18 protein-coding genes and 1 other annotated feature are annotated in these 16,928 nt (G+C 40.4%); of the genes, 15 read left to right on the forward strand and 3 right to left on the reverse strand.

All coding sequences use genetic code 11. From position 1 onward, the window contains the following. The first annotated feature begins 128 nt into the window (after nucleotides 1-128). The 6 genes from infC (at nucleotide 129) to BR30_RS0101190 (ending at nucleotide 3,247) form a co-directional block, all read left to right on the forward strand. Nucleotides 129-647 (forward strand): translation initiation factor IF-3, encoded by a 519-nt coding sequence (gene infC / locus BR30_RS0101165; protein ID WP_197032279.1) that lies wholly within the window; start codon nucleotides 129-131, stop codon nucleotides 645-647. A gap of 16 nt (nucleotides 648-663) precedes the next feature. Further along, nucleotides 664-864: a 50S ribosomal protein L35 gene (gene rpmI / locus BR30_RS0101170; protein ID WP_026563362.1), complete on the forward strand. Its 201-nt coding sequence runs from the start codon at nucleotides 664-666 to the stop codon at nucleotides 862-864. A gap of 38 nt (nucleotides 865-902) precedes the next feature. After that, nucleotides 903-1,262, forward strand: coding sequence for a 50S ribosomal protein L20 (gene rplT, locus BR30_RS0101175; protein WP_026563363.1), 360 nt, complete (start codon nucleotides 903-905; stop codon nucleotides 1,260-1,262). Nucleotides 1,263-1,322: 60 nt separating this feature from the next. Beyond that, on the forward strand, nucleotides 1,323-1,583 hold the full coding sequence (locus BR30_RS0101180) for a DUF1294 domain-containing protein (RefSeq protein ID WP_026563364.1): 261 nt from the start codon (nucleotides 1,323-1,325) through the stop codon (nucleotides 1,581-1,583). A gap of 15 nt (nucleotides 1,584-1,598) precedes the next feature. Beyond that, nucleotides 1,599-2,090 carry a dUTP diphosphatase gene (locus BR30_RS0101185; RefSeq protein ID WP_026563365.1) on the forward strand — a complete coding sequence of 164 codons (492 nt, stop codon included), beginning with the start codon at nucleotides 1,599-1,601 and terminating at the stop codon, nucleotides 2,088-2,090. A 71-nt stretch (nucleotides 2,091-2,161) separates the two neighbouring features. Beyond that, nucleotides 2,162-3,247, forward strand: coding sequence for a M42 family metallopeptidase (locus BR30_RS0101190; protein ID WP_026563366.1), 1,086 nt, complete (start codon nucleotides 2,162-2,164; stop codon nucleotides 3,245-3,247). A gap of 329 nt (nucleotides 3,248-3,576) precedes the next feature. On the opposite strand, the gene sspI is transcribed toward BR30_RS0101190, so the two are convergent. Next, complete coding sequence (gene sspI, locus BR30_RS0101195; protein ID WP_026563367.1) at nucleotides 3,577-3,783, reverse strand: small acid-soluble spore protein SspI; 207 nt, start codon at nucleotides 3,781-3,783, stop codon at nucleotides 3,577-3,579. Between the two features lie 119 nt (nucleotides 3,784-3,902). Here sspI and BR30_RS0101200 point away from each other — a divergent pair, with 119 nt between their 5' ends. From BR30_RS0101200 to BR30_RS0101215, 4 genes are all read left to right on the forward strand, one after another. After that, nucleotides 3,903-4,652 carry a TrmH family RNA methyltransferase gene (locus tag BR30_RS0101200; protein WP_026563368.1) on the forward strand — a complete coding sequence of 250 codons (750 nt, stop codon included), beginning with the start codon at nucleotides 3,903-3,905 and terminating at the stop codon, nucleotides 4,650-4,652. A gap of 61 nt (nucleotides 4,653-4,713) precedes the next feature. Beyond that, nucleotides 4,714-4,999: a binding site (T-box leader), on the forward strand. A 64-nt stretch (nucleotides 5,000-5,063) separates the two neighbouring features. Continuing rightward, entirely contained in the window at nucleotides 5,064-6,101 is a 1,038-nt protein-coding gene (pheS, locus tag BR30_RS0101205) for a phenylalanine--tRNA ligase subunit alpha (protein ID WP_026563369.1), read from the forward strand. Nucleotides 6,102-6,152: 51 nt separating this feature from the next. Then, nucleotides 6,153-8,567, forward strand: a complete 2,415-nt coding sequence (pheT, locus tag BR30_RS0101210) for a phenylalanine--tRNA ligase subunit beta (protein ID WP_026563370.1) — start codon at nucleotides 6,153-6,155, stop codon at nucleotides 8,565-8,567. 261 nt (nucleotides 8,568-8,828) lie between these two features. Next, nucleotides 8,829-9,803, forward strand: coding sequence for a nuclease-related domain-containing protein (locus tag BR30_RS0101215; protein ID WP_026563371.1), 975 nt, complete (start codon nucleotides 8,829-8,831; stop codon nucleotides 9,801-9,803). 235 nt (nucleotides 9,804-10,038) lie between these two features. Here the strand turns inward: BR30_RS0101215 and BR30_RS0101220 are convergent, their stop codons facing one another. Together BR30_RS0101220 and rnhC are read right to left on the reverse strand one after the other, a co-directional pair. After that, nucleotides 10,039-10,329 carry a 4a-hydroxytetrahydrobiopterin dehydratase gene (locus BR30_RS0101220; RefSeq protein WP_026563372.1) on the reverse strand — a complete coding sequence of 97 codons (291 nt, stop codon included), beginning with the start codon at nucleotides 10,327-10,329 and terminating at the stop codon, nucleotides 10,039-10,041. Nucleotides 10,330-10,390: 61 nt separating this feature from the next. Further along, entirely contained in the window at nucleotides 10,391-11,335 is a 945-nt protein-coding gene (rnhC, locus tag BR30_RS0101225) for a ribonuclease HIII (RefSeq protein WP_026563373.1), read from the reverse strand. A gap of 108 nt (nucleotides 11,336-11,443) precedes the next feature. Here rnhC and zapA point away from each other — a divergent pair, with 108 nt between their 5' ends. The 5 genes from zapA (at nucleotide 11,444) to BR30_RS0101250 (ending at nucleotide 16,858) form a co-directional block, all read left to right on the forward strand. After that, complete coding sequence (gene zapA / locus BR30_RS0101230; RefSeq protein ID WP_026563374.1) at nucleotides 11,444-11,704, forward strand: cell division protein ZapA; 261 nt, start codon at nucleotides 11,444-11,446, stop codon at nucleotides 11,702-11,704. 6 nt (nucleotides 11,705-11,710) lie between these two features. Beyond that, on the forward strand, nucleotides 11,711-12,265 hold the full coding sequence (locus BR30_RS0101235) for a CvpA family protein (protein ID WP_026563375.1): 555 nt from the start codon (nucleotides 11,711-11,713) through the stop codon (nucleotides 12,263-12,265). 74 nt (nucleotides 12,266-12,339) lie between these two features. Next, nucleotides 12,340-14,058, forward strand: a complete 1,719-nt coding sequence (polX, locus tag BR30_RS0101240) for a DNA polymerase/3'-5' exonuclease PolX (protein WP_026563376.1) — start codon at nucleotides 12,340-12,342, stop codon at nucleotides 14,056-14,058. A 12-nt stretch (nucleotides 14,059-14,070) separates the two neighbouring features. Then, nucleotides 14,071-16,431, forward strand: a complete 2,361-nt coding sequence (locus BR30_RS0101245) for an endonuclease MutS2 (protein ID WP_026563377.1) — start codon at nucleotides 14,071-14,073, stop codon at nucleotides 16,429-16,431. Between the two features lie 19 nt (nucleotides 16,432-16,450). Continuing rightward, nucleotides 16,451-16,858: a DUF350 domain-containing protein gene (locus BR30_RS0101250; protein ID WP_026563378.1), complete on the forward strand. Its 408-nt coding sequence runs from the start codon at nucleotides 16,451-16,453 to the stop codon at nucleotides 16,856-16,858. Nucleotides 16,859-16,928: the final 70 nt, after the last annotated feature.

Below are 16,928 nucleotides of genomic sequence, written 5' to 3' on the forward strand. Positions count from 1 at the left end.
TAATAGCACTGCTAAAAAGTTTTATACCTGTTGATTCTTGTGTAGCGTTTTACGTTATGGTTTGAAAGGGCTTGTTATGATTTTCTTGACCAAGACGTTGTATTCGTGATAAACCTTGGAGGTGGCTAATTATTAGCAAAGACATGTTGTTAAATGAGGGCATTCGCGCTCGCGAAATTCGCCTAATTGATCAAAATGGCGAGCAGTTGGGGATTAAAACCAAAACTGAAGCCTTAGAGATTGCCGGAAGAGTGAACCTTGATTTGGTACTTGTAGCACCAAATGCAAAGCCTCCAGTCGGCAGAATTATGGACTATGGCAAATTTAAATTCGAGCAGCAAAAGAAAGAAAAAGAAGCTCGTAAGAATCAAAAAATCATCACCACTAAAGAAGTTCGTCTCAGCCCGACAATTGATGAGCATGACTTTAATACAAAGTTACGCAATGCAATTAAGTTCTTAGAAAAAGGCGACAAGGTAAAAGCTTCCATCCGTTTCAAGGGCCGGGCGATTACCCATAAAGAAATTGGTCAACGTGTGTTAGACCGTTTTTCAGAGGCGTGCAAGGAAGTTGCAACGATTGAATCACATCCAAAAATGGATGGTCGAAGCATGTTCCTAGTTTTAGCACCTAAAACCGAAAAGTAATAAGGAGGATATCCCAATGCCAAAAATGAAAACTCACCGTGGCGCTGCAAAGCGTTTTAAAAAGACTGGTTCAGGTAAATTAAAACGTGACCACGCTTATACAAGCCACTTATTTGCTAACAAATCTACTAAAGCAAAGCGTAAGCTTCGCAAAGCATCACTTGTTTCTAAAGGTGATTTCAAACGCATTCGTCAATTATTAACTTACATGAAGTAAAAATTAAGTGATCGATTTATATATTGGAGGGAAATTAAATGCCACGTGTAAAAGGCGGTACAGTTACGCGCAAACGTCGTAAAAAAGTTCTTAAATTAGCAAAAGGTTATTTCGGTTCAAAACATACATTATATAAAGTAGCTAACCAACAAGTTATGAAATCTTTAATGTATGCTTTCCGCGATCGTCGCCAGAAAAAACGCGACTTCCGCAAACTTTGGATTACTCGTATCAATGCAGCAGCTCGTATGAACGGTCTTTCTTACAGCCGTTTAATGCATGGCTTAAAGCTTGCTGGTATCGAAGTAAACCGCAAGATGCTTGCTGAATTAGCAGTAAGCGATGCAAACGCATTTGCTGAATTAGCAAACGTTGCAAAACAAAACATCAACAAGTAATTTGAAATATCAGCCATTCTCTTATGAGGATGGCTTTTTCTATAGAGGAGGATACGGGGGATGAAAATATGGTTAGTGGTCTATTTTATCATGAATATAGCGGGACTCGTGATTATGTGGGAGGATAAGAAGCGTGCTAAAAAGCATGAATATCGCATCTCTGAGAGAACATTATGGCTGGTAGCATTATTTGGCGGTGCTGTAGGTGCGACCGCAGGCATGCAATTGTATCGACATAAAACGAAGCATACTTCATTTAAGATTGGTTTTCCGGTCCTTGCCATAATTGAACTAATTCTTTTAATTAAATATTTATTATAGGGAGTGATGGTAGTCATGAATTTAGAAAGGCTGTTTCAGATGCAAAAAGGTTTGGATTCTCATATTGAAGAAAAGCACAACCTGCAGAACGAAGATCTATTTGACAGGAAGGTACTCGCACTGCTTGTAGAAATTGGTGAATTAGCAAATGAAACACGCAGTTTTAAATTTTGGAGTATTAAGCCATCATCAGCCAAAGAAGTAATTCTTGAAGAATTTGTTGATGGTGTTCATTTTATTTTATCGCTTGGAATTGAATGTGGATATGACACGGAGCGAATGAATTTGAACGGTGGGGAATCATCCTTGACTGTGACCGAGCAGTTTCTATATGTGTACGATAGGATCATTATTTTTCAAAAGAGCAGAAGTTTGGATGATTACATAAATCTATTTGTATCCTACTTGGGGTTAGCGTCATTACTCGGTTTTATAAATGAAGAAATAGAAAGAGCATATTTCCACAAAAACGAAGTAAATTATCAAAGACAGCAGAATAACTATTAGCAGAAAAATTGCCGATTTATTCCTGTTTTCTGTATAATGAAGGTCAAACCAACAGTTAAGGGGGCTTATCAATGGCGAAACTTGATGAAACTTTGACGATGTTAAAAGAATTAACGGATGCCAAAGGAATTCCTGGTAATGAGAGTGAAGTTCGGGAAGTCATGAAAAAATACATAGAACCATTTGCTGATGAACTTACAACGGATGGACTCGGCAGTCTAATTGCCAAAAAGGTAGGTAAAGAAGGCGGCCCTAAAATTATGGTCGCAGGTCATTTAGATGAAGTTGGCTTCATGATTACCCAAATCGATGACAAAGGTTTCCTTCGTTTTCAACCAGTTGGCGGCTGGTGGGGCCAGGTTATGCTCGCCCAGCGTGTAACGATTGTGTCGAGAAAGGGAGATGTAACCGGAATTATCGGTTCTAAGCCTCCGCATATTTTATCACCAGAAGCACGCAAGAAACCTGTTGAAATTAAGGACATGTTTATTGATGTAGGTGCTTCAAGCCGTGAGGAAGTCACGGAGTGGGGCGTTCGTCCGGGTGATATGGTTGTCCCTTATTTTGAATTTACCGTTATGAACAATGAAAAGATGTTATTAGCTAAAGCCTGGGATAACCGGATTGGCTGTGCCATTGCTATTGATGTGTTGAAGCAGCTGAAAGGTGTAGACCATCCTAATGTTGTGTATGGTGTCGGAAATGTTCAAGAAGAGGTTGGTTTGCGCGGTGCCAAGACGGCAGCGGCCAAAATTAATCCGGATATCGGCTTTGCCGTTGATGTAGGTATTGCCGGGGATACACCGGGAGTTTCTGAAAGAGAAGCCATGAGTAAAATGGGTAAGGGGCCACAAGTTGTCATCTATGATGCCTCACTTGTAGCTCATAAAGGCCTCCGCGATTTAGTGACCGACACAGCTGATGAACTGGGCATTCCCTATCAGTTCGAATCGATTCCTGGCGGCGGTACGGATGCTGGGTCGATCCATTTGACCCATAATGGGGTTCCAGCGATACCAATTACTATTGCAACAAGGTATATCCATTCCCATGCCGCGATGCTCCATCGTGATGATTACGAAAATGCGGTAAAATTGATTGTGGAAGTCATCAAACGTTTAGACCGTGAGACGGTTAATAAAATTACGTTTGAATAACTTATTGTGGGGTCCCTGGTAGAACTTTACCGGGGATTTCTTCTGCTCATTTAACTGCTTTGGTAGTGTTCTTGAATTCGCTGATAGAATGCAGAAATTCGCCGATTGATTATTAAAATTCGTCGATAGAAGTGTGAAATTCGCTGATTGAATATCAAAATTCGCTGATAGACGACATAAACTCAATGATAGCCGTGAATTTTCATTGATAAATATTCAGATTGGGATGAATTTGCACAAATTAATTCAGAATTTGCTCAAAAAAAATTATTTTGAACAGAAAAAAGCTGTCAATCTAACCGATCGACAGCATCTGAATGAATATTTGACTACTTTAACCCACTTTCAAGGGTTGTGAGCATTTCTTTCTTCTCTTCTTCGGATGAATTTTTCCAAATAATTTCAAATAATACGCCGAGACCCGGGAGCATTTTTTCTTCCCCGTTTTGAATCGCATCAACAATCGTATCTTCTAATTGATCTTGTGTATTCCCAGCAACATTGTGAACAATCGCATTACGTAAATTTAAATTCATGTATATGCACTCCTTTTTATCCTGTATTACTTTTATATGTTTTCTATTTTTGGTTTTATTATGTATTTTTGTTAGGCTATAATATAAAAATCATCGTTATTGTAAAAGGAGAGCGGGTTTTGAAGCATATAGAATCAATAAATAATCCAAAAGTTAAACAATGGAAAAAACTGTTGACCAAAAAAGAACGGGATAGGTCAGGAACATTTTTAGTGGAAGGCTTCCATTTAGTAGAGGAAGCCCTAAAACAAGGAGAACAAATTTTAGAAATCATTGTCTCTGAAAAAGTGGATTTACCTTCACGATGGGATGCTGGTTCCACGCCAGTTACACAAGTTACGGAAGAGATATCGAATTCACTATCAGATACAGAAGCACCGCAAGGAATTTATGCCGTGTGCCGGATTGCAGCTGAGGAAGTGAATGATGCAAAAACCTATCTGTTCATTGACGCAGTTCAGGACCCAGGGAATCTCGGCACTATGATTCGCACCGCAGATGCAGCAGGGATTGACGCTGTTGTGGTTGGACGTGGAAGTGTGGATATTTATAATTCTAAAGTACTTAGGTCCGCACAGGGAAGTCATTATCACTTGCCGATAATTAGAGGGGACCTTCATGAATGGATCGACAAGCTGAACGAAAAAAATATTCCTGTTTATGGTACAGCACTTGAAGGGGCATCTGCATATACTGATATTTCCACAGGTGATTCGTTTGCCTTGATTGTTGGAAATGAAGGAAATGGTGTTGGTAAAGATATACTTGCGAGTACAACAGCCAACCTTTATATCCCGATTTATGGGAAGAGTGAGTCATTAAATGTAGCCGTTGCAACGGGAATCCTGCTTTATTATTTGAAAAAATAGGCGTAAACTAGTTTGACCTTGCGTGGAGAATTATTATATAATAATGAACAATATGGAATATTAAATGACGATGACGGAGAAAAGTATCTTATTTAAAACCATTTAGGGAGAAAGTGCCGCGACTGAAAGCACTTTTATGGCAGGGATAAGAGAAGTTCACCTCCTGAGTTGGCATCGGGACCACGATTAAAAGCAATAGCTTGAGAGTAGATTACTTGTCCAGCTACTTCCGCTTTCCGTGTAAAGATGCGCCGGCATATGCCGTTATCCGAATGAAGCGAACACAATGTGTTTTACATAACGTGTTTACAAGGGTGGTACCGCGAAACTTTAACCTCGTCCCTTTCCAGGGATGGGGTTTTTTTGTTTTTTCTGGTGCCTGACACCAATTATTATTAAGGAGGAATTGACATGCAAGAACGTTTAAAGGAATTGCAGGAAGAGGCTATTCAAAAGATTGAACAGTCCGGAAGCTTAAAAGAATTAAATGACATCCGTGTTGCCTACTTAGGAAAAAAGGGGCCAATTACGGAAGTGTTGCGCGGCATGGGGAAACTTTCAGCTGAAGAGCGTCCAGTTATGGGGGCTTTAGCAAACGAAGTTCGTGAAGCGATTGCCGAAAAAATTGAAGCCAAACAGAAGGGGTTAGAAGAAGCAGCTGTCCTAGAAAAGCTAGCTTCAGAAAGTATCGATGTTACTCTTCCAGGCCGCCCTGTGAAGGTTGGAAATCATCATCCGCTGACTAGAATTATCGAAGAAATTGAGGACTTATTTATTGGTATGGGATACCAGGTCGCCGAAGGTCCGGAAGTTGAGCAGGATTATTATAACTTTGAAGCTCTTAATTTACCGAAGGGCCACCCAGCCCGCGATATGCAGGACTCTTTCTATATTACTGAAGACATCCTTCTCCGTACCCATACATCTCCAGTTCAAGCCCGGACGATGGAGAAGCACCAAGGCAAAGGCCCAATTAAAATTATTTGCCCTGGTAAAGTGTACCGCCGTGATAATGATGACGCGACACACTCCCACCAATTTATGCAAATCGAAGGTCTTGTTGTCGGTGAAAACATCCGGATGAGCGACCTGAAAGGAACATTAGAAGTGTTTGCGAAAAAAATGTTCGGGGAAGATCGTGAAATCCGTCTACGCCCAAGCTTTTTCCCCTTCACAGAACCATCTGTTGAAATGGACATTTCTTGTAAAATTTGCGGCGGTTCAGGTTGCAGCGTTTGTAAGCGCACAGGCTGGATCGAAATTCTCGGAGCAGGTATGGTCCATCCTAATGTCCTTGAGATGGCCGGATACGATTCTAAAAAGTACACTGGCTTCGCCTTCGGTATGGGACCTGAGCGAATTGCAATGTTAAAGTACGGTGTCGATGATATCAGACATTTCTATACCAATGATGTTCGTTTCTTAAAACAATTTTCAAAACACGAGTAAATTGGAAGGCTTCAATCCGTTGAAGTTGAATAAATAAAGGAGGATGACGACATGTTCGTTTCATATAAATGGCTCCAAGATTATATCGATTTAACTGGAGTAACTGCTACTGAATTAGCAGAAAAAATTACAAAAAGCGGTATTGAGGTTGAGGGAGTCGAAATCCTTAACGACGGCATTCAAGGCGTAGTTGTTGGTCATGTTCTTGAACGTGAACAGCACCCAAATGCGGATAAATTAAGCAAGTGTCTTGTCGATGTAGGCGGAGAACAACCGGTTCAAATCATTTGCGGAGCGCCAAATGTGGCACAAGGGCAAAAGGTTGCGGTAGCAACAGTAGGTGCAGTATTACCAGGTGATTTTAAAATAAAACGCGCGAAACTTCGCGGTGAAGAATCGAACGGAATGATCTGTTCGCTGACAGAGCTAGGCATGGAAGGAAAGGTAGTTCCGAAAGAGTATTCAGAGGGGATCTTTGTTTTTCCAGCGGATGCAGAAGTAGGCGTCGATGCACTGGCCGAGTTAAATCGCGATGATGAGATTCTTGAACTTAGCTTGACGCCAAACCGTGCGGATTGTTTAAGCATGCTGGGTGTTGCCTATGAAGTAGCAGCAATTCTTGGCAGAGACGTTAAACTTCCAGAAACGAACCTGCAAGCTTCAACTGAAAAAGCATCTGACTATGTAAAAATTACGGTCGAAGCAAAAGAGGATAATCCATTATATGTGGCGCAAATCATTAAAAATGTAAAAATCGGACCATCTCCGCTCTGGATGCAAACACGCTTAATGTCTGCTGGAATTCGTCCACATAATAATGTCGTCGATATTACCAACTACATTCTTCTTGAGTATGGTCAACCGCTTCATGCGTTCGACTATGACCGCTTAGGTTCAAAAGAAATCCTTGTCCGCCGTGCAGCTGACGGTGAGAAATTTATCACTCTGGATGATGCAGAACGGACACTTACTTCCGATCATCTGGTCATTACAAATGGAACAGAACCTGTTGCCCTTGCTGGTGTCATGGGAGGAGCAAATTCAGAGGTTACTACAGATACAACAACTGTACTACTTGAATCCGCTTATTTTAACGGGGCTACTGTTAGAAAAGCATCGAAAGACCATGGTTTAAGAAGTGAAGCGAGCGCTCGTTTTGAAAAAGGTGTCGATCCTAATCGTGTTCGTGCTGCTGGAAATCGGGCTGCCTACCTGATGGCAAAATACGCTGGCGGTGAAGTACTAGAAGGTGCCGCAGAGGCGGATACACTGACCGTTGAACCAGCGGTTGTTTCAATCACTTTAGAAAAAATCAATCGTGTTTTGGGAACAGACCTTGTGATGAATGACGTAAAAGAAATCTTCGATCGCCTACAATTTGGTGTCAGCATCGAAGAGGATACCATCACTGTTACAGCACCAACACGCCGCGGTGATATTAAAATTGAAGAAGATTTACTAGAAGAGGTCGCTCGTCTTTACGGCTACGACAATATCCCAAAAACATTGCCAATTGGTTCAACTACCCCTGGTGGATTGTCCGAGTACCAGCAGAAGCGTCGCGAGGTTCGTCAATACCTTGAAGGAGCAGGCTTATACCAAGCAGTGACATATTCCCTTACTAGCGAGGAAAAAGCAACGCAATTCGCGCTTGAAAAGCGAGATACTATCCGTCTTTCTATGCCGATGAGTGAAGAGCGCAGCATCCTCCGTTTAAGCATCATGCCGCAGCTTTTGGAAGTGTTAAAATACAACAGCGCTCGTCAAAACGATAGCTTAGGTGTGTATGAAACTGGGGCTGTATTCTTAGCAAATGGCACAGATACTCTTCCATCAGAAAAAGAACACTTAGCAGCAGCCATTACCGGGCTATGGTCTAGTCATTCTTGGCAAGGAGAGAAGAAGGCAGTCGACTTCTTCGTGATCAAAGGAATCCTAGAAGGAATGTTTGCTAAGCTTGGTTTACTAGAACAGGTTCAATTTGTTCAAGCGCAAGTAGACGGCATGCACCCTGGACGTACGGCTGAGGTACTCTTAAATGGGGAGAAAATCGGCTTTATCGGTCAAGTTCACCCAACAGTTCAAAAAGAGCTAGATTTGAAAGATACCTACGTATACGAGCTTTCATTAAAGGCAGTACTTGAAGCAGAAACACCGGCATTACAATACCAGGCTATCCCACGCTTCCCGTCCATCACAAGAGACATTGCCCTTGTGGTAAACAGAGAAACGGTGTCAGGCACCCTAAAAGAAATTATCGTAACAGCAGGAGCACCGCTTCTGAAGGAAGCTGAAGTGTTTGATTTATATGAGGGAGATAAGATGGAGGCAGGCAAAAAGTCGATTGCGTTCTCTCTTAAGTATGTTGATCCGGAGCGTACGTTAACGGATGAAGAAGTAACAAAGATTCATAACCGAGTTCTTGAAGCTTTAGAAGAAAAAGCAGGCGCGGTTTTAAGAGGTTAATTATTATAAGCTAGTTCGAAGATTGAATTCGAGCTAGCTTTTTCCTTTTTTTAAGGTAAAATTTACGGTTCGCTGATATATTTTATTTTTCGCTGATAAATGCTTCAGATTCGCTGATATATTGAATTTATCGCTGATAAACTTCTAATTACCGCTGATAAAAATAAATAGACAAACTTTATTAACAAATTTCGCTAAAATTCGGCAGGGATTTCCTGCTCTTTTCAGAATTATATTAGTAAAATGAAAGGAGTGAAAAGTTTGGTTATAAAAGAAAGGACAATTCCATTAGTACTTCTTATATTAGAGTCATTATGCCGGCGTCTCCCATTGAATTACCCAAAGTATCAGCAAATTTTAGAGGAGCTGGGGAGGAGACAGGCTGGTTATAAAGGTGAGGTGAGTCTTGATTATTATTTACGTCTCCTGCCAATTGATAAATACCTAATACTCCACGATTTAAACCTTCCTGATGGTGACTACAACTGCCAAATTGATACCCTTCTCCTAACATCCGAATTCGCCCTAATTGTTGAAGTGAAAAATATGGCTGGCAAATTAATATTTGATACAGAAAATGAACAGTTTATTCAAATAAATAATGACAAGGATAAAGGCTACCCCGATCCAATTGCTCAATCAGATAGGCATAAAAGGTTTTTAGTGAAAATAATGGCAGAATGTAAATTTCCCCCAGTTCCGGTTGATTACATAGTAGTTCTAAGCAATAACTATTCTTCATATGTCATAACCGGAAAAAACACTCATAAAGTAAAACCACGAGTATGTAAGTCAGATGTATTTCTTAATAAAATTCAGTTTTTTGAAAAGCAATATGTTACTTCATTCCTTCATACGAAAGACCTCCGAAAACTGAGTCGACTTCTCGTAAAAATGAATAAGGTACCGACTAGCTATGTTTTGAAAAAGTATGGAATTAACAAGACTGATCTTTTAACTGGTGTTTTCTTCCCCAATTGTACCCATGGCCCACTTATTCGTAAGAAAAAGCAATGGTATTGCCCTTCTTGCAACAAATTTTCCAAAGATGCTCATATAAGTGCCCTTAAGGATTACTTTCTATTATTTGATTCGAAAATTACAAATCAGCAGTTTCGGGAATTTGCTCACATAAAATCAGTTGATACAGCAAAAAGATTACTACTTTCTGTAAATCTGAATTTTTCAGGAACAAAAAAGGGACGCTTTTACTTTCCGAAGAGCATACCTTGGTAAACTTTGTTTCGCTGATAAAAATCAATTATCGCTGATATATTTTATTTTCCGCTGATAAATGGTTCGTTATCGCTGATAAAACTCTATTCTGCGCTGATAAAATAAAAAAGTGATATTACGATGGGCAAAGAATTCCCATTCTAATGCGAAACTCCACTGTAAGAAAGAGTCGATATCCTTATTAAACAAAAAAGAGGTTGCAGATAAAGGCAACCTCTTTCAAATTCGCAATAAATTATATTTCTTCATAAATCGAGTCATAGTTATTTGCCAAAGTGATATCCAAATCAGTTAATCCGCCGGCATTCCATGAGGTTAATCGCAGTGTTACTAATTTATAGTCAATCGCAATGAAGGGGTGATGATTTTTTTCTTCTGAAAGCTGTGCAATGACATTCACGAACGCCACACCCTGTAAAAATTCACGAAAGCGATACTTTTTCACAATGAATTTTCCGTCCAATTTCCAGCCTGATAAGCCCGCAACAGCCGCAGTAATCTCCGCTTCACTTAGTCGATTTGCCACCCTGAACTCCTCCAAACAATGTTTTTATATATCTATTCGAAAAACAGCCCCAAAAATCATTTCAATTTCGTTTCTTATTAACAAGTGCGATCGCTTTATCGGTATTGGCAAAGTGGAGCTTCACATAATTCGGAAGGATGTCACGTCCTTTGATCATAATCAGTTTCGCTGCAGCTATATCCACCTGTGCCCCTGCCCCTTTTGGAATCTTAAAGCCGGCAGACTCGCTGAGTTTATCAATATATTGGATGAAGGCATATCGCGCGAGAATACTTGCTGCTGCAACCGCTAAATGAATGCCTTCTGCTTTTGTACTAAAATAAACATTCTCTTTGGCAACTGCTTTTTGGCCTTTAATATGCTGAAAATAGGTACTGCCCTGTACAAATTGGTCGATAAGAATGGCTTCGGGTTTTTCAGGAGAGATTTTGTCTAATACATATAAAATCGCTTGATTATGTAAGATTGCCTTCATTTTTCCCTGCGACATTCCTGCTTTTTGGACCTGATTATATTTTTCGTTTTTTAACGTCATTAAACTAAAGGGAATAATATCTTTAATGACCTTCGCAATTGCAATAATTTTTTCATCGTTTAAATCCTTCGAATCCCGCACGCCTAATTCTTTCAACAATGGAATATTTTCTTTTTTCACATAAGCTGCAACGACTGTAATTGGACCGAAAAAGTCTCCCGTCCCTACTTCATCTGATCCAATTACTGACATTTGACTAATCCCAACAGGCAGGTCGCCTTTCGCTGGTGATTTCGATTTAGAAGGAGCGGAAGGCTTGTTTGAGGTGGCACTGCCCCATTTACTGGCCTCTTTTTCACTATCGTTTCCTTGGAATAATACTTTGCCAGATTTATAAGCTGTAATCATACAAGCAGACGTTTTTGCGGCAAACACACTTCCGGGAATGTTTTTATCTAGTAAACTTTTTCCGTAATAGTTTCTCATTTCCATGATCTTATTCATTTCTAGATTCAATACAACATTACCCATACTATACACACCACATTTCTAAATAAAGATAAAATACGCTTTAACTTTTCCACAGATAACGGTTCATGTTATGATAGAGAGTAGGATTCTCTGAATGGAGGCATGACGTTGTCGAATAATCAAAAAAATAGAACAACCGTAGATATATACGGACAACAATATGTTATTATGGGTTCCGAAAGTCCAAGTCACATCCGGCATGTGGCCTCATTAGTTGACAATAAAATGCGCGAAATCAGTTATAAGAATCCCACTTTAGATGCAAGCAAACTCGCCGTTTTAACAGCTGTAAATGCAGTCAATGATTTTCTTCAAATGAAAGACGAATTAAGTCGGCTGCAAACAGAACAACTAAAGGAAAAGGACTAAAAAATCATGTTGGATTTAGCTATTATCATTTTTTTAATTATTGGATTCTTTGTAGGCCTGAAAAGAGGCTTTATTCTGCAGCTTTTTCATTTAATAGGTTTTATTATTGCATATGTAGCAGCAAATTCATACTACGAACAGTTAGCACCGAAGTTGACATTATGGATTCCTTATCCGAACTTTGGTAACATGTCTACACTAAAAATCCTAGGTGACAGCAGTAATATGGAAGCCGCCTTCTATCGTGCGATTGCCTTTGTCATCATCTTTTTTGCGGTAAAAGTGTTATTGCAAATTATTGGTTCCATGCTTGACTTCGTTGCTCATCTGCCTGTCTTACGGCAATTGAATGTTTGGGCAGGAGGAATCTTAGGTTTCGTTGAAGTGTATTTGGTTATCTTTATTTTATTATATATTTCAGCCCTTGTACCAATTGAATTTATGCAAAATGCTTTGGATCAATCGATTTTGTCAAAAGCAATTGTGAATAACACGCCGATCCTTTCACAGCAAATAAAAAGCTTGTGGATTGAATATACAGCTGCTTTAACTTCTCTGTAGCAGAGAAGTTTTTCTATTCATGCCTTAAAGTAGGATAAAATGAAAATGCTAATCAGTAGGTAGGTGACTTATAAATGGAAGTAACTAAAAAAGATTTATTACGCTTATTAGAAATGATAGCAATTTATATGGAGTTAAAGGGAGAAAACCCTTTTAAGGTTTCTGCTTTTCGAAAAGCTGGCAATGCCTTGGAAACCGATGAACGCGACTTAGCAGAAATTGCTGACTTTACAACGATTTCTGGGATCGGTAAAGGGACGGCCGCTGTCATAGATGAATACATAAAAGAGGGTACTTCCTCCGTTTTAACGGAGTTAAAGGCGGAAGTTCCAAGAGGACTAATCCCGTTGCTTCAGCTCCCAGGCCTTGGCGGTAAGAAGATTGCCAAACTATACAAAGAGTTAAAGGTCGTTGACGTATCCAGTTTAAAAGAAGCATGTGAAGCTGGAAAAGTTCAAGCACTCGCTGGTTTTGGTAAAAAAACAGAGGAAAAAATTCTCAGTGCCATTGCCAATGTTGGGACCAGACCTGACCGGCTTCCATTAGCTTACATGCTGCCCATTGCAGAGCAAATTGAAGCCACACTTGCGGATTTCAAGGATATTGAGCGATTCTCACGTGCAGGAAGCCTGCGCAGAATGAGAGAGACAATCAAAGATCTTGATTTTATCATCGCAACCAATCAGCCTGAACATGTGCGCGAGCAGCTATTACAATTAGCAAACATTAAAGAAGTGATTGGAGCGGGAGAAACGAAGGTCTCCCTCGTTTTTGCCTATGATTATGATATTTCTGTCGATTTTCGCCTCGTGAAACCAGAAGAATTTACCACAACCCTGCATCATTTCACTGGATCAAAAGATCATAATGTCCGGATGAGACAACTTGCGAAAGAGCGCGGTGAAAAGATTAGCGAGTACGGTGTGGAAATTATCGAGACCGGGGAAATTCTCACTTTCTCATCTGAAGAAGAATTTTTCAAGCATTTTGACCTTCCCTTTATTCCTCCAGAAATAAGAGAGGACGGGAAGGAAGTCGAGACATTCAGCGTAACTGAGGAATTAATTGAGTTAGCAGATATCAAAGGTGATCTGCACATGCATTCCACTTGGAGCGACGGTGCCCATTCCATTGAACAAATGGCTGAAGCATGCCGGGCAAGAGGTTATCAATATATGGCCATCACGGACCATTCACAGTATTTAAAAGTGGCTAATGGTCTTACACGCGAAAGACTACTAATGCAAAGAGAAGAAATTAACAGACTAAATCAAAAGTATGATGATTTTCTTATTCTAGCAGGTGTCGAGATGGATATTCTTCCAGATGGCAGCTTGGATTATGATGATGAGTTGCTAGCTGACATGGATTTCGTGATTGCCTCCATTCATTCTGCCTTTTCTCAACCACGGGAAAAAATCATGGAGCGTCTAAAGACAGCGTTAACGAATGCCCATGTGGATTTAATTGCTCATCCAACGGGCAGGAAAATCGGGCGCCGCGAGGGATATGATGTCGACATCGATCTACTGATTCAACTTGCCAAAGAAACCAATACAGCACTAGAACTAAATGCAAATCCCAACAGGCTAGATCTAGCAGCCGAATATTTACGAAAGGCTCAAGATGCGGGAGTAAAAATCCTTATCAACACAGATGCACATAAAATGGATACATTAAAGCATATGGAAATCGGTGTTTCCGCAGCCAAAAAAGGCTGGATTAAAAAATCATCCGTGTTAAATGCCCTGGATAAAAATGACCTGCTAGAATTTTTACATAATCGAGAATAGGAGGTTATCTCCATGCAAGAAAAGGCATTAAAAGTACTAGAATTTACTAAAGTAAAAGAACAACTGTTAGAACATGCGGCTTCTTCCCTTGGGAGAAGAAAAATACAGGACTTGGTGCCATCTACTGATTTTGATGAGGTGGTTAAACTTCAAGCAGAAACAGACGAGGCAGCGACGGTGTTCCGGGTAAAAGGGAATGTTCCACTTTCAGGAGTTCATGATATAACTGCTCACATCAAACGTTCTGTCATTGGCGGTGTGTTAAGCCCGCATGAGCTCATTCAAATAGCTAGTACCATCCATGCAAGCAGACAAATGAAACGATTTATTGAGGAATTTGCCGATGAACGAACAGAAATTCCGATTTTGTCTGAACAAGCGGAAAGAATTATTCCGCTCACAAACCTTGAGCATTCGATTAAACACGCCATCGATGACAATGGTGAGGTATTAGACAGCGCAAGCGATCTTTTGCGGTCATTAAGGCACCAACTGAGATCCAATGAATCGAGGGTTCGAGAAAAACTGGAAAGCATGATTCGTTCATCGAATGCCAGCAAAATGCTTTCGGACGCTATTGTCACGATTCGGAACGACAGATTTGTCATTCCTGTTAAACAGGAGTATCGCGGCCATTACGGCGGGATTATTCACGATCAAAGCGCATCAGGACAAACCCTTTTTATAGAACCGCAAGTGATTGTCCAATTAAACAATCAACTGCAGGATATTCGTGTGAAGGAACAACTCGAAATCGATAGGATTCTAACAGAGTTATCGGCGGCAGTGGCTGAACACGAGAGTGAACTTAAAGTCATCGTCGAGGTCCTTGCCAATTTAGACTTTATTTTTGCAAAAGCTAGATATGGAAAACGAATTAAAGCATCCATGCCGGTCATGAATAATGAAGGAAGAATTGCTTTATATAAGGCAAGACATCCACTTATTCCAAGCGATGAAGTCGTAGCCAACGACATCTTGCTTGGAAAAGAGTTTACAACGATTGTTATCACGGGTCCGAATACAGGCGGAAAAACGGTCACCTTAAAAACACTCGGGTTGTGTACATTAATGGCCCAGGCGGGTTTGCAGGTTCCAGCGTATGACGGTTCAGAGCTGGCTGTTTTTGATGCTGTTTTTGCTGATATAGGCGATGAACAATCAATTGAACAAAGCTTAAGTACCTTTTCATCCCATATGGTTAATATCGTGGATATCTTAAATCGAGTCGATTTTAATAGTCTTGTACTATTTGATGAACTCGGGGCGGGCACCGATCCGCAGGAAGGTGCGGCCTTGGCGATTTCCATTTTGGATGAGGTCCACAAGCGGGGCGCAAGAGTCATTGCAACGACACATTATCCTGAGTTAAAAGCATATGGATATAACCGTGAGGGTGTATTGAATGCGAGTGTCGAGTTTGATGTGGAAACATTAAGCCCTACCTATAAATTGTTATTAGGAGTTCCAGGGCGGAGTAACGCTTTTGAAATCTCTAAACGTCTTGGCTTAAATGAACGCGTCATTCAGGCGGCACGCTCACATGTAAGTGAAGATTCGAACCAAATTGATAAGATGATTTCATCACTGGAAGACAGTAAACGACTAGCAGAAAAAGAGCAAGAGGAGGCTCGTGATTATTTAAAATCTGCTGAGAAACTCCATCAAGACTTGCAAAAACAACTGATGGAATTTTACGAGAAAAAAGACTCTATGCTTGAGAAGGCAGCAGAAAAGGCTGGAGAAATCGTTGACGAGGCAAAGAGTGAAGCCGAACGGGTCATCCGAGATCTTCGCAAAATGCGCACAGAAAAACATGCCGATATTAAGGAGCATGAATTAATTGAAGCAAAACGGCGCTTAGAAGACGCCGCACCAGAAATACCAAAATCCGCTGTTAAACTCACGAATAAAAAAACGAAGAAACCTACGTATATGCCTGGCGATGAGGTAAAGGTACTTACCTTTGGCCAAAAGGGCACACTGGTTGAAAGAGTTTCTTCGAATGAATGGCAGGTACAAATCGGAATTCTCAAAATGAAAGTAAAAGAAAAAGATATGGAATATATGAGTACCCCGAAACAGGTTGAAACTAAGCCGATGGCGATTGTAAAGGGTCGGGATTCATATGTTAAACTGGAATTAGACCTTCGCGGGGAGAGGTATGAAGATGCTCTTCTTAAGGTGGAAAAATATATTGATGATGCGCTGCTTTCCAGTTATCCACGTGTATCAATCATCCACGGTAAAGGAACGGGTGCGCTGCGACAGGGTGTTCAGGAATACTTAAGAAACCATCGATCTGTCCAAAAAATTCGCTTTGGAGAAGCTGGGGAAGGCGGATCAGGCGTAACCATCGTAGAGTTTAAATAATGTCCGGGGAGTTTTGGCAATGGACCAGTTTTGGGAGAACGAATATATTCAAATAGCTGCTAATTATAGTGTCGTCATTTTATGTTTGGTCGTCTTTTTAGCTATTTTTGAAATGGTGACCAAATATAAAAATTGGGAAGAAATCAAAAAAGGAAATGTGGCTGTGGCGATGGCGACTGGAGGAAAAATATTGGGAGTGGCCAATATCTTCCGCTGTACAATCGAGCAGAACAATTCGCTGCTTTCCATGATTGGCTGGGGGATTTATGGATTTTTGTTATTAGTTGTGGGTTATTTTATTTTTGAATTTTTAACGCCAAAATTTAAAATTGACGAAGAAATTCTAAATGATAATCGTGCAGTTGGGTTGATTTCGATGGTGATCTCGATTGGCTTATCGATTGTCATTGGTGCAGGTATTACGTAAGGGGAGAATAATAAGTGGAGACATTAGCTAAGATACTTCTCGGATTATGCGGCTTGTTTTTGCTAATCGG

The organism is Bacillus sp. UNC41MFS5 (genome assembly GCF_000686805.1).

Excerpts from the sequence above, each read along its gene's own strand:
- BR30_RS0101185 (WP_026563365.1), top strand. The coding sequence starts at position 1,599 with ATGAATTTAGAAAGGCTGTTTCAGATGCAAAAAGGTTTGGATTCTCAT.
- sspI (WP_026563367.1), bottom strand. The coding sequence starts at position 3,783 with ATGAATTTAAATTTACGTAATGCGATTGTTCACAATGTTGCTGGGAAT.
- BR30_RS0101180 (WP_026563364.1), top strand. The coding sequence starts at position 1,323 with ATGAAAATATGGTTAGTGGTCTATTTTATCATGAATATAGCGGGACTC.
- rnhC (WP_026563373.1), bottom strand. The coding sequence starts at position 11,335 with ATGGGTAATGTTGTATTGAATCTAGAAATGAATAAGATCATGGAAATG.
- BR30_RS0101245 (WP_026563377.1), top strand. The coding sequence starts at position 14,071 with ATGCAAGAAAAGGCATTAAAAGTACTAGAATTTACTAAAGTAAAAGAA.
- BR30_RS0101250 (WP_026563378.1), top strand. The coding sequence starts at position 16,451 with ATGGACCAGTTTTGGGAGAACGAATATATTCAAATAGCTGCTAATTAT.
- BR30_RS0101190 (WP_026563366.1), top strand. The coding sequence starts at position 2,162 with ATGGCGAAACTTGATGAAACTTTGACGATGTTAAAAGAATTAACGGAT.
- rpmI (WP_026563362.1), top strand. The coding sequence starts at position 664 with ATGCCAAAAATGAAAACTCACCGTGGCGCTGCAAAGCGTTTTAAAAAG.
- BR30_RS0101235 (WP_026563375.1), top strand. The coding sequence starts at position 11,711 with ATGTTGGATTTAGCTATTATCATTTTTTTAATTATTGGATTCTTTGTA.
- pheT (WP_026563370.1), top strand. The coding sequence starts at position 6,153 with ATGTTCGTTTCATATAAATGGCTCCAAGATTATATCGATTTAACTGGA.
- polX (WP_026563376.1), top strand. The coding sequence starts at position 12,340 with ATGGAAGTAACTAAAAAAGATTTATTACGCTTATTAGAAATGATAGCA.
- rplT (WP_026563363.1), top strand. The coding sequence starts at position 903 with ATGCCACGTGTAAAAGGCGGTACAGTTACGCGCAAACGTCGTAAAAAA.
- pheS (WP_026563369.1), top strand. The coding sequence starts at position 5,064 with ATGCAAGAACGTTTAAAGGAATTGCAGGAAGAGGCTATTCAAAAGATT.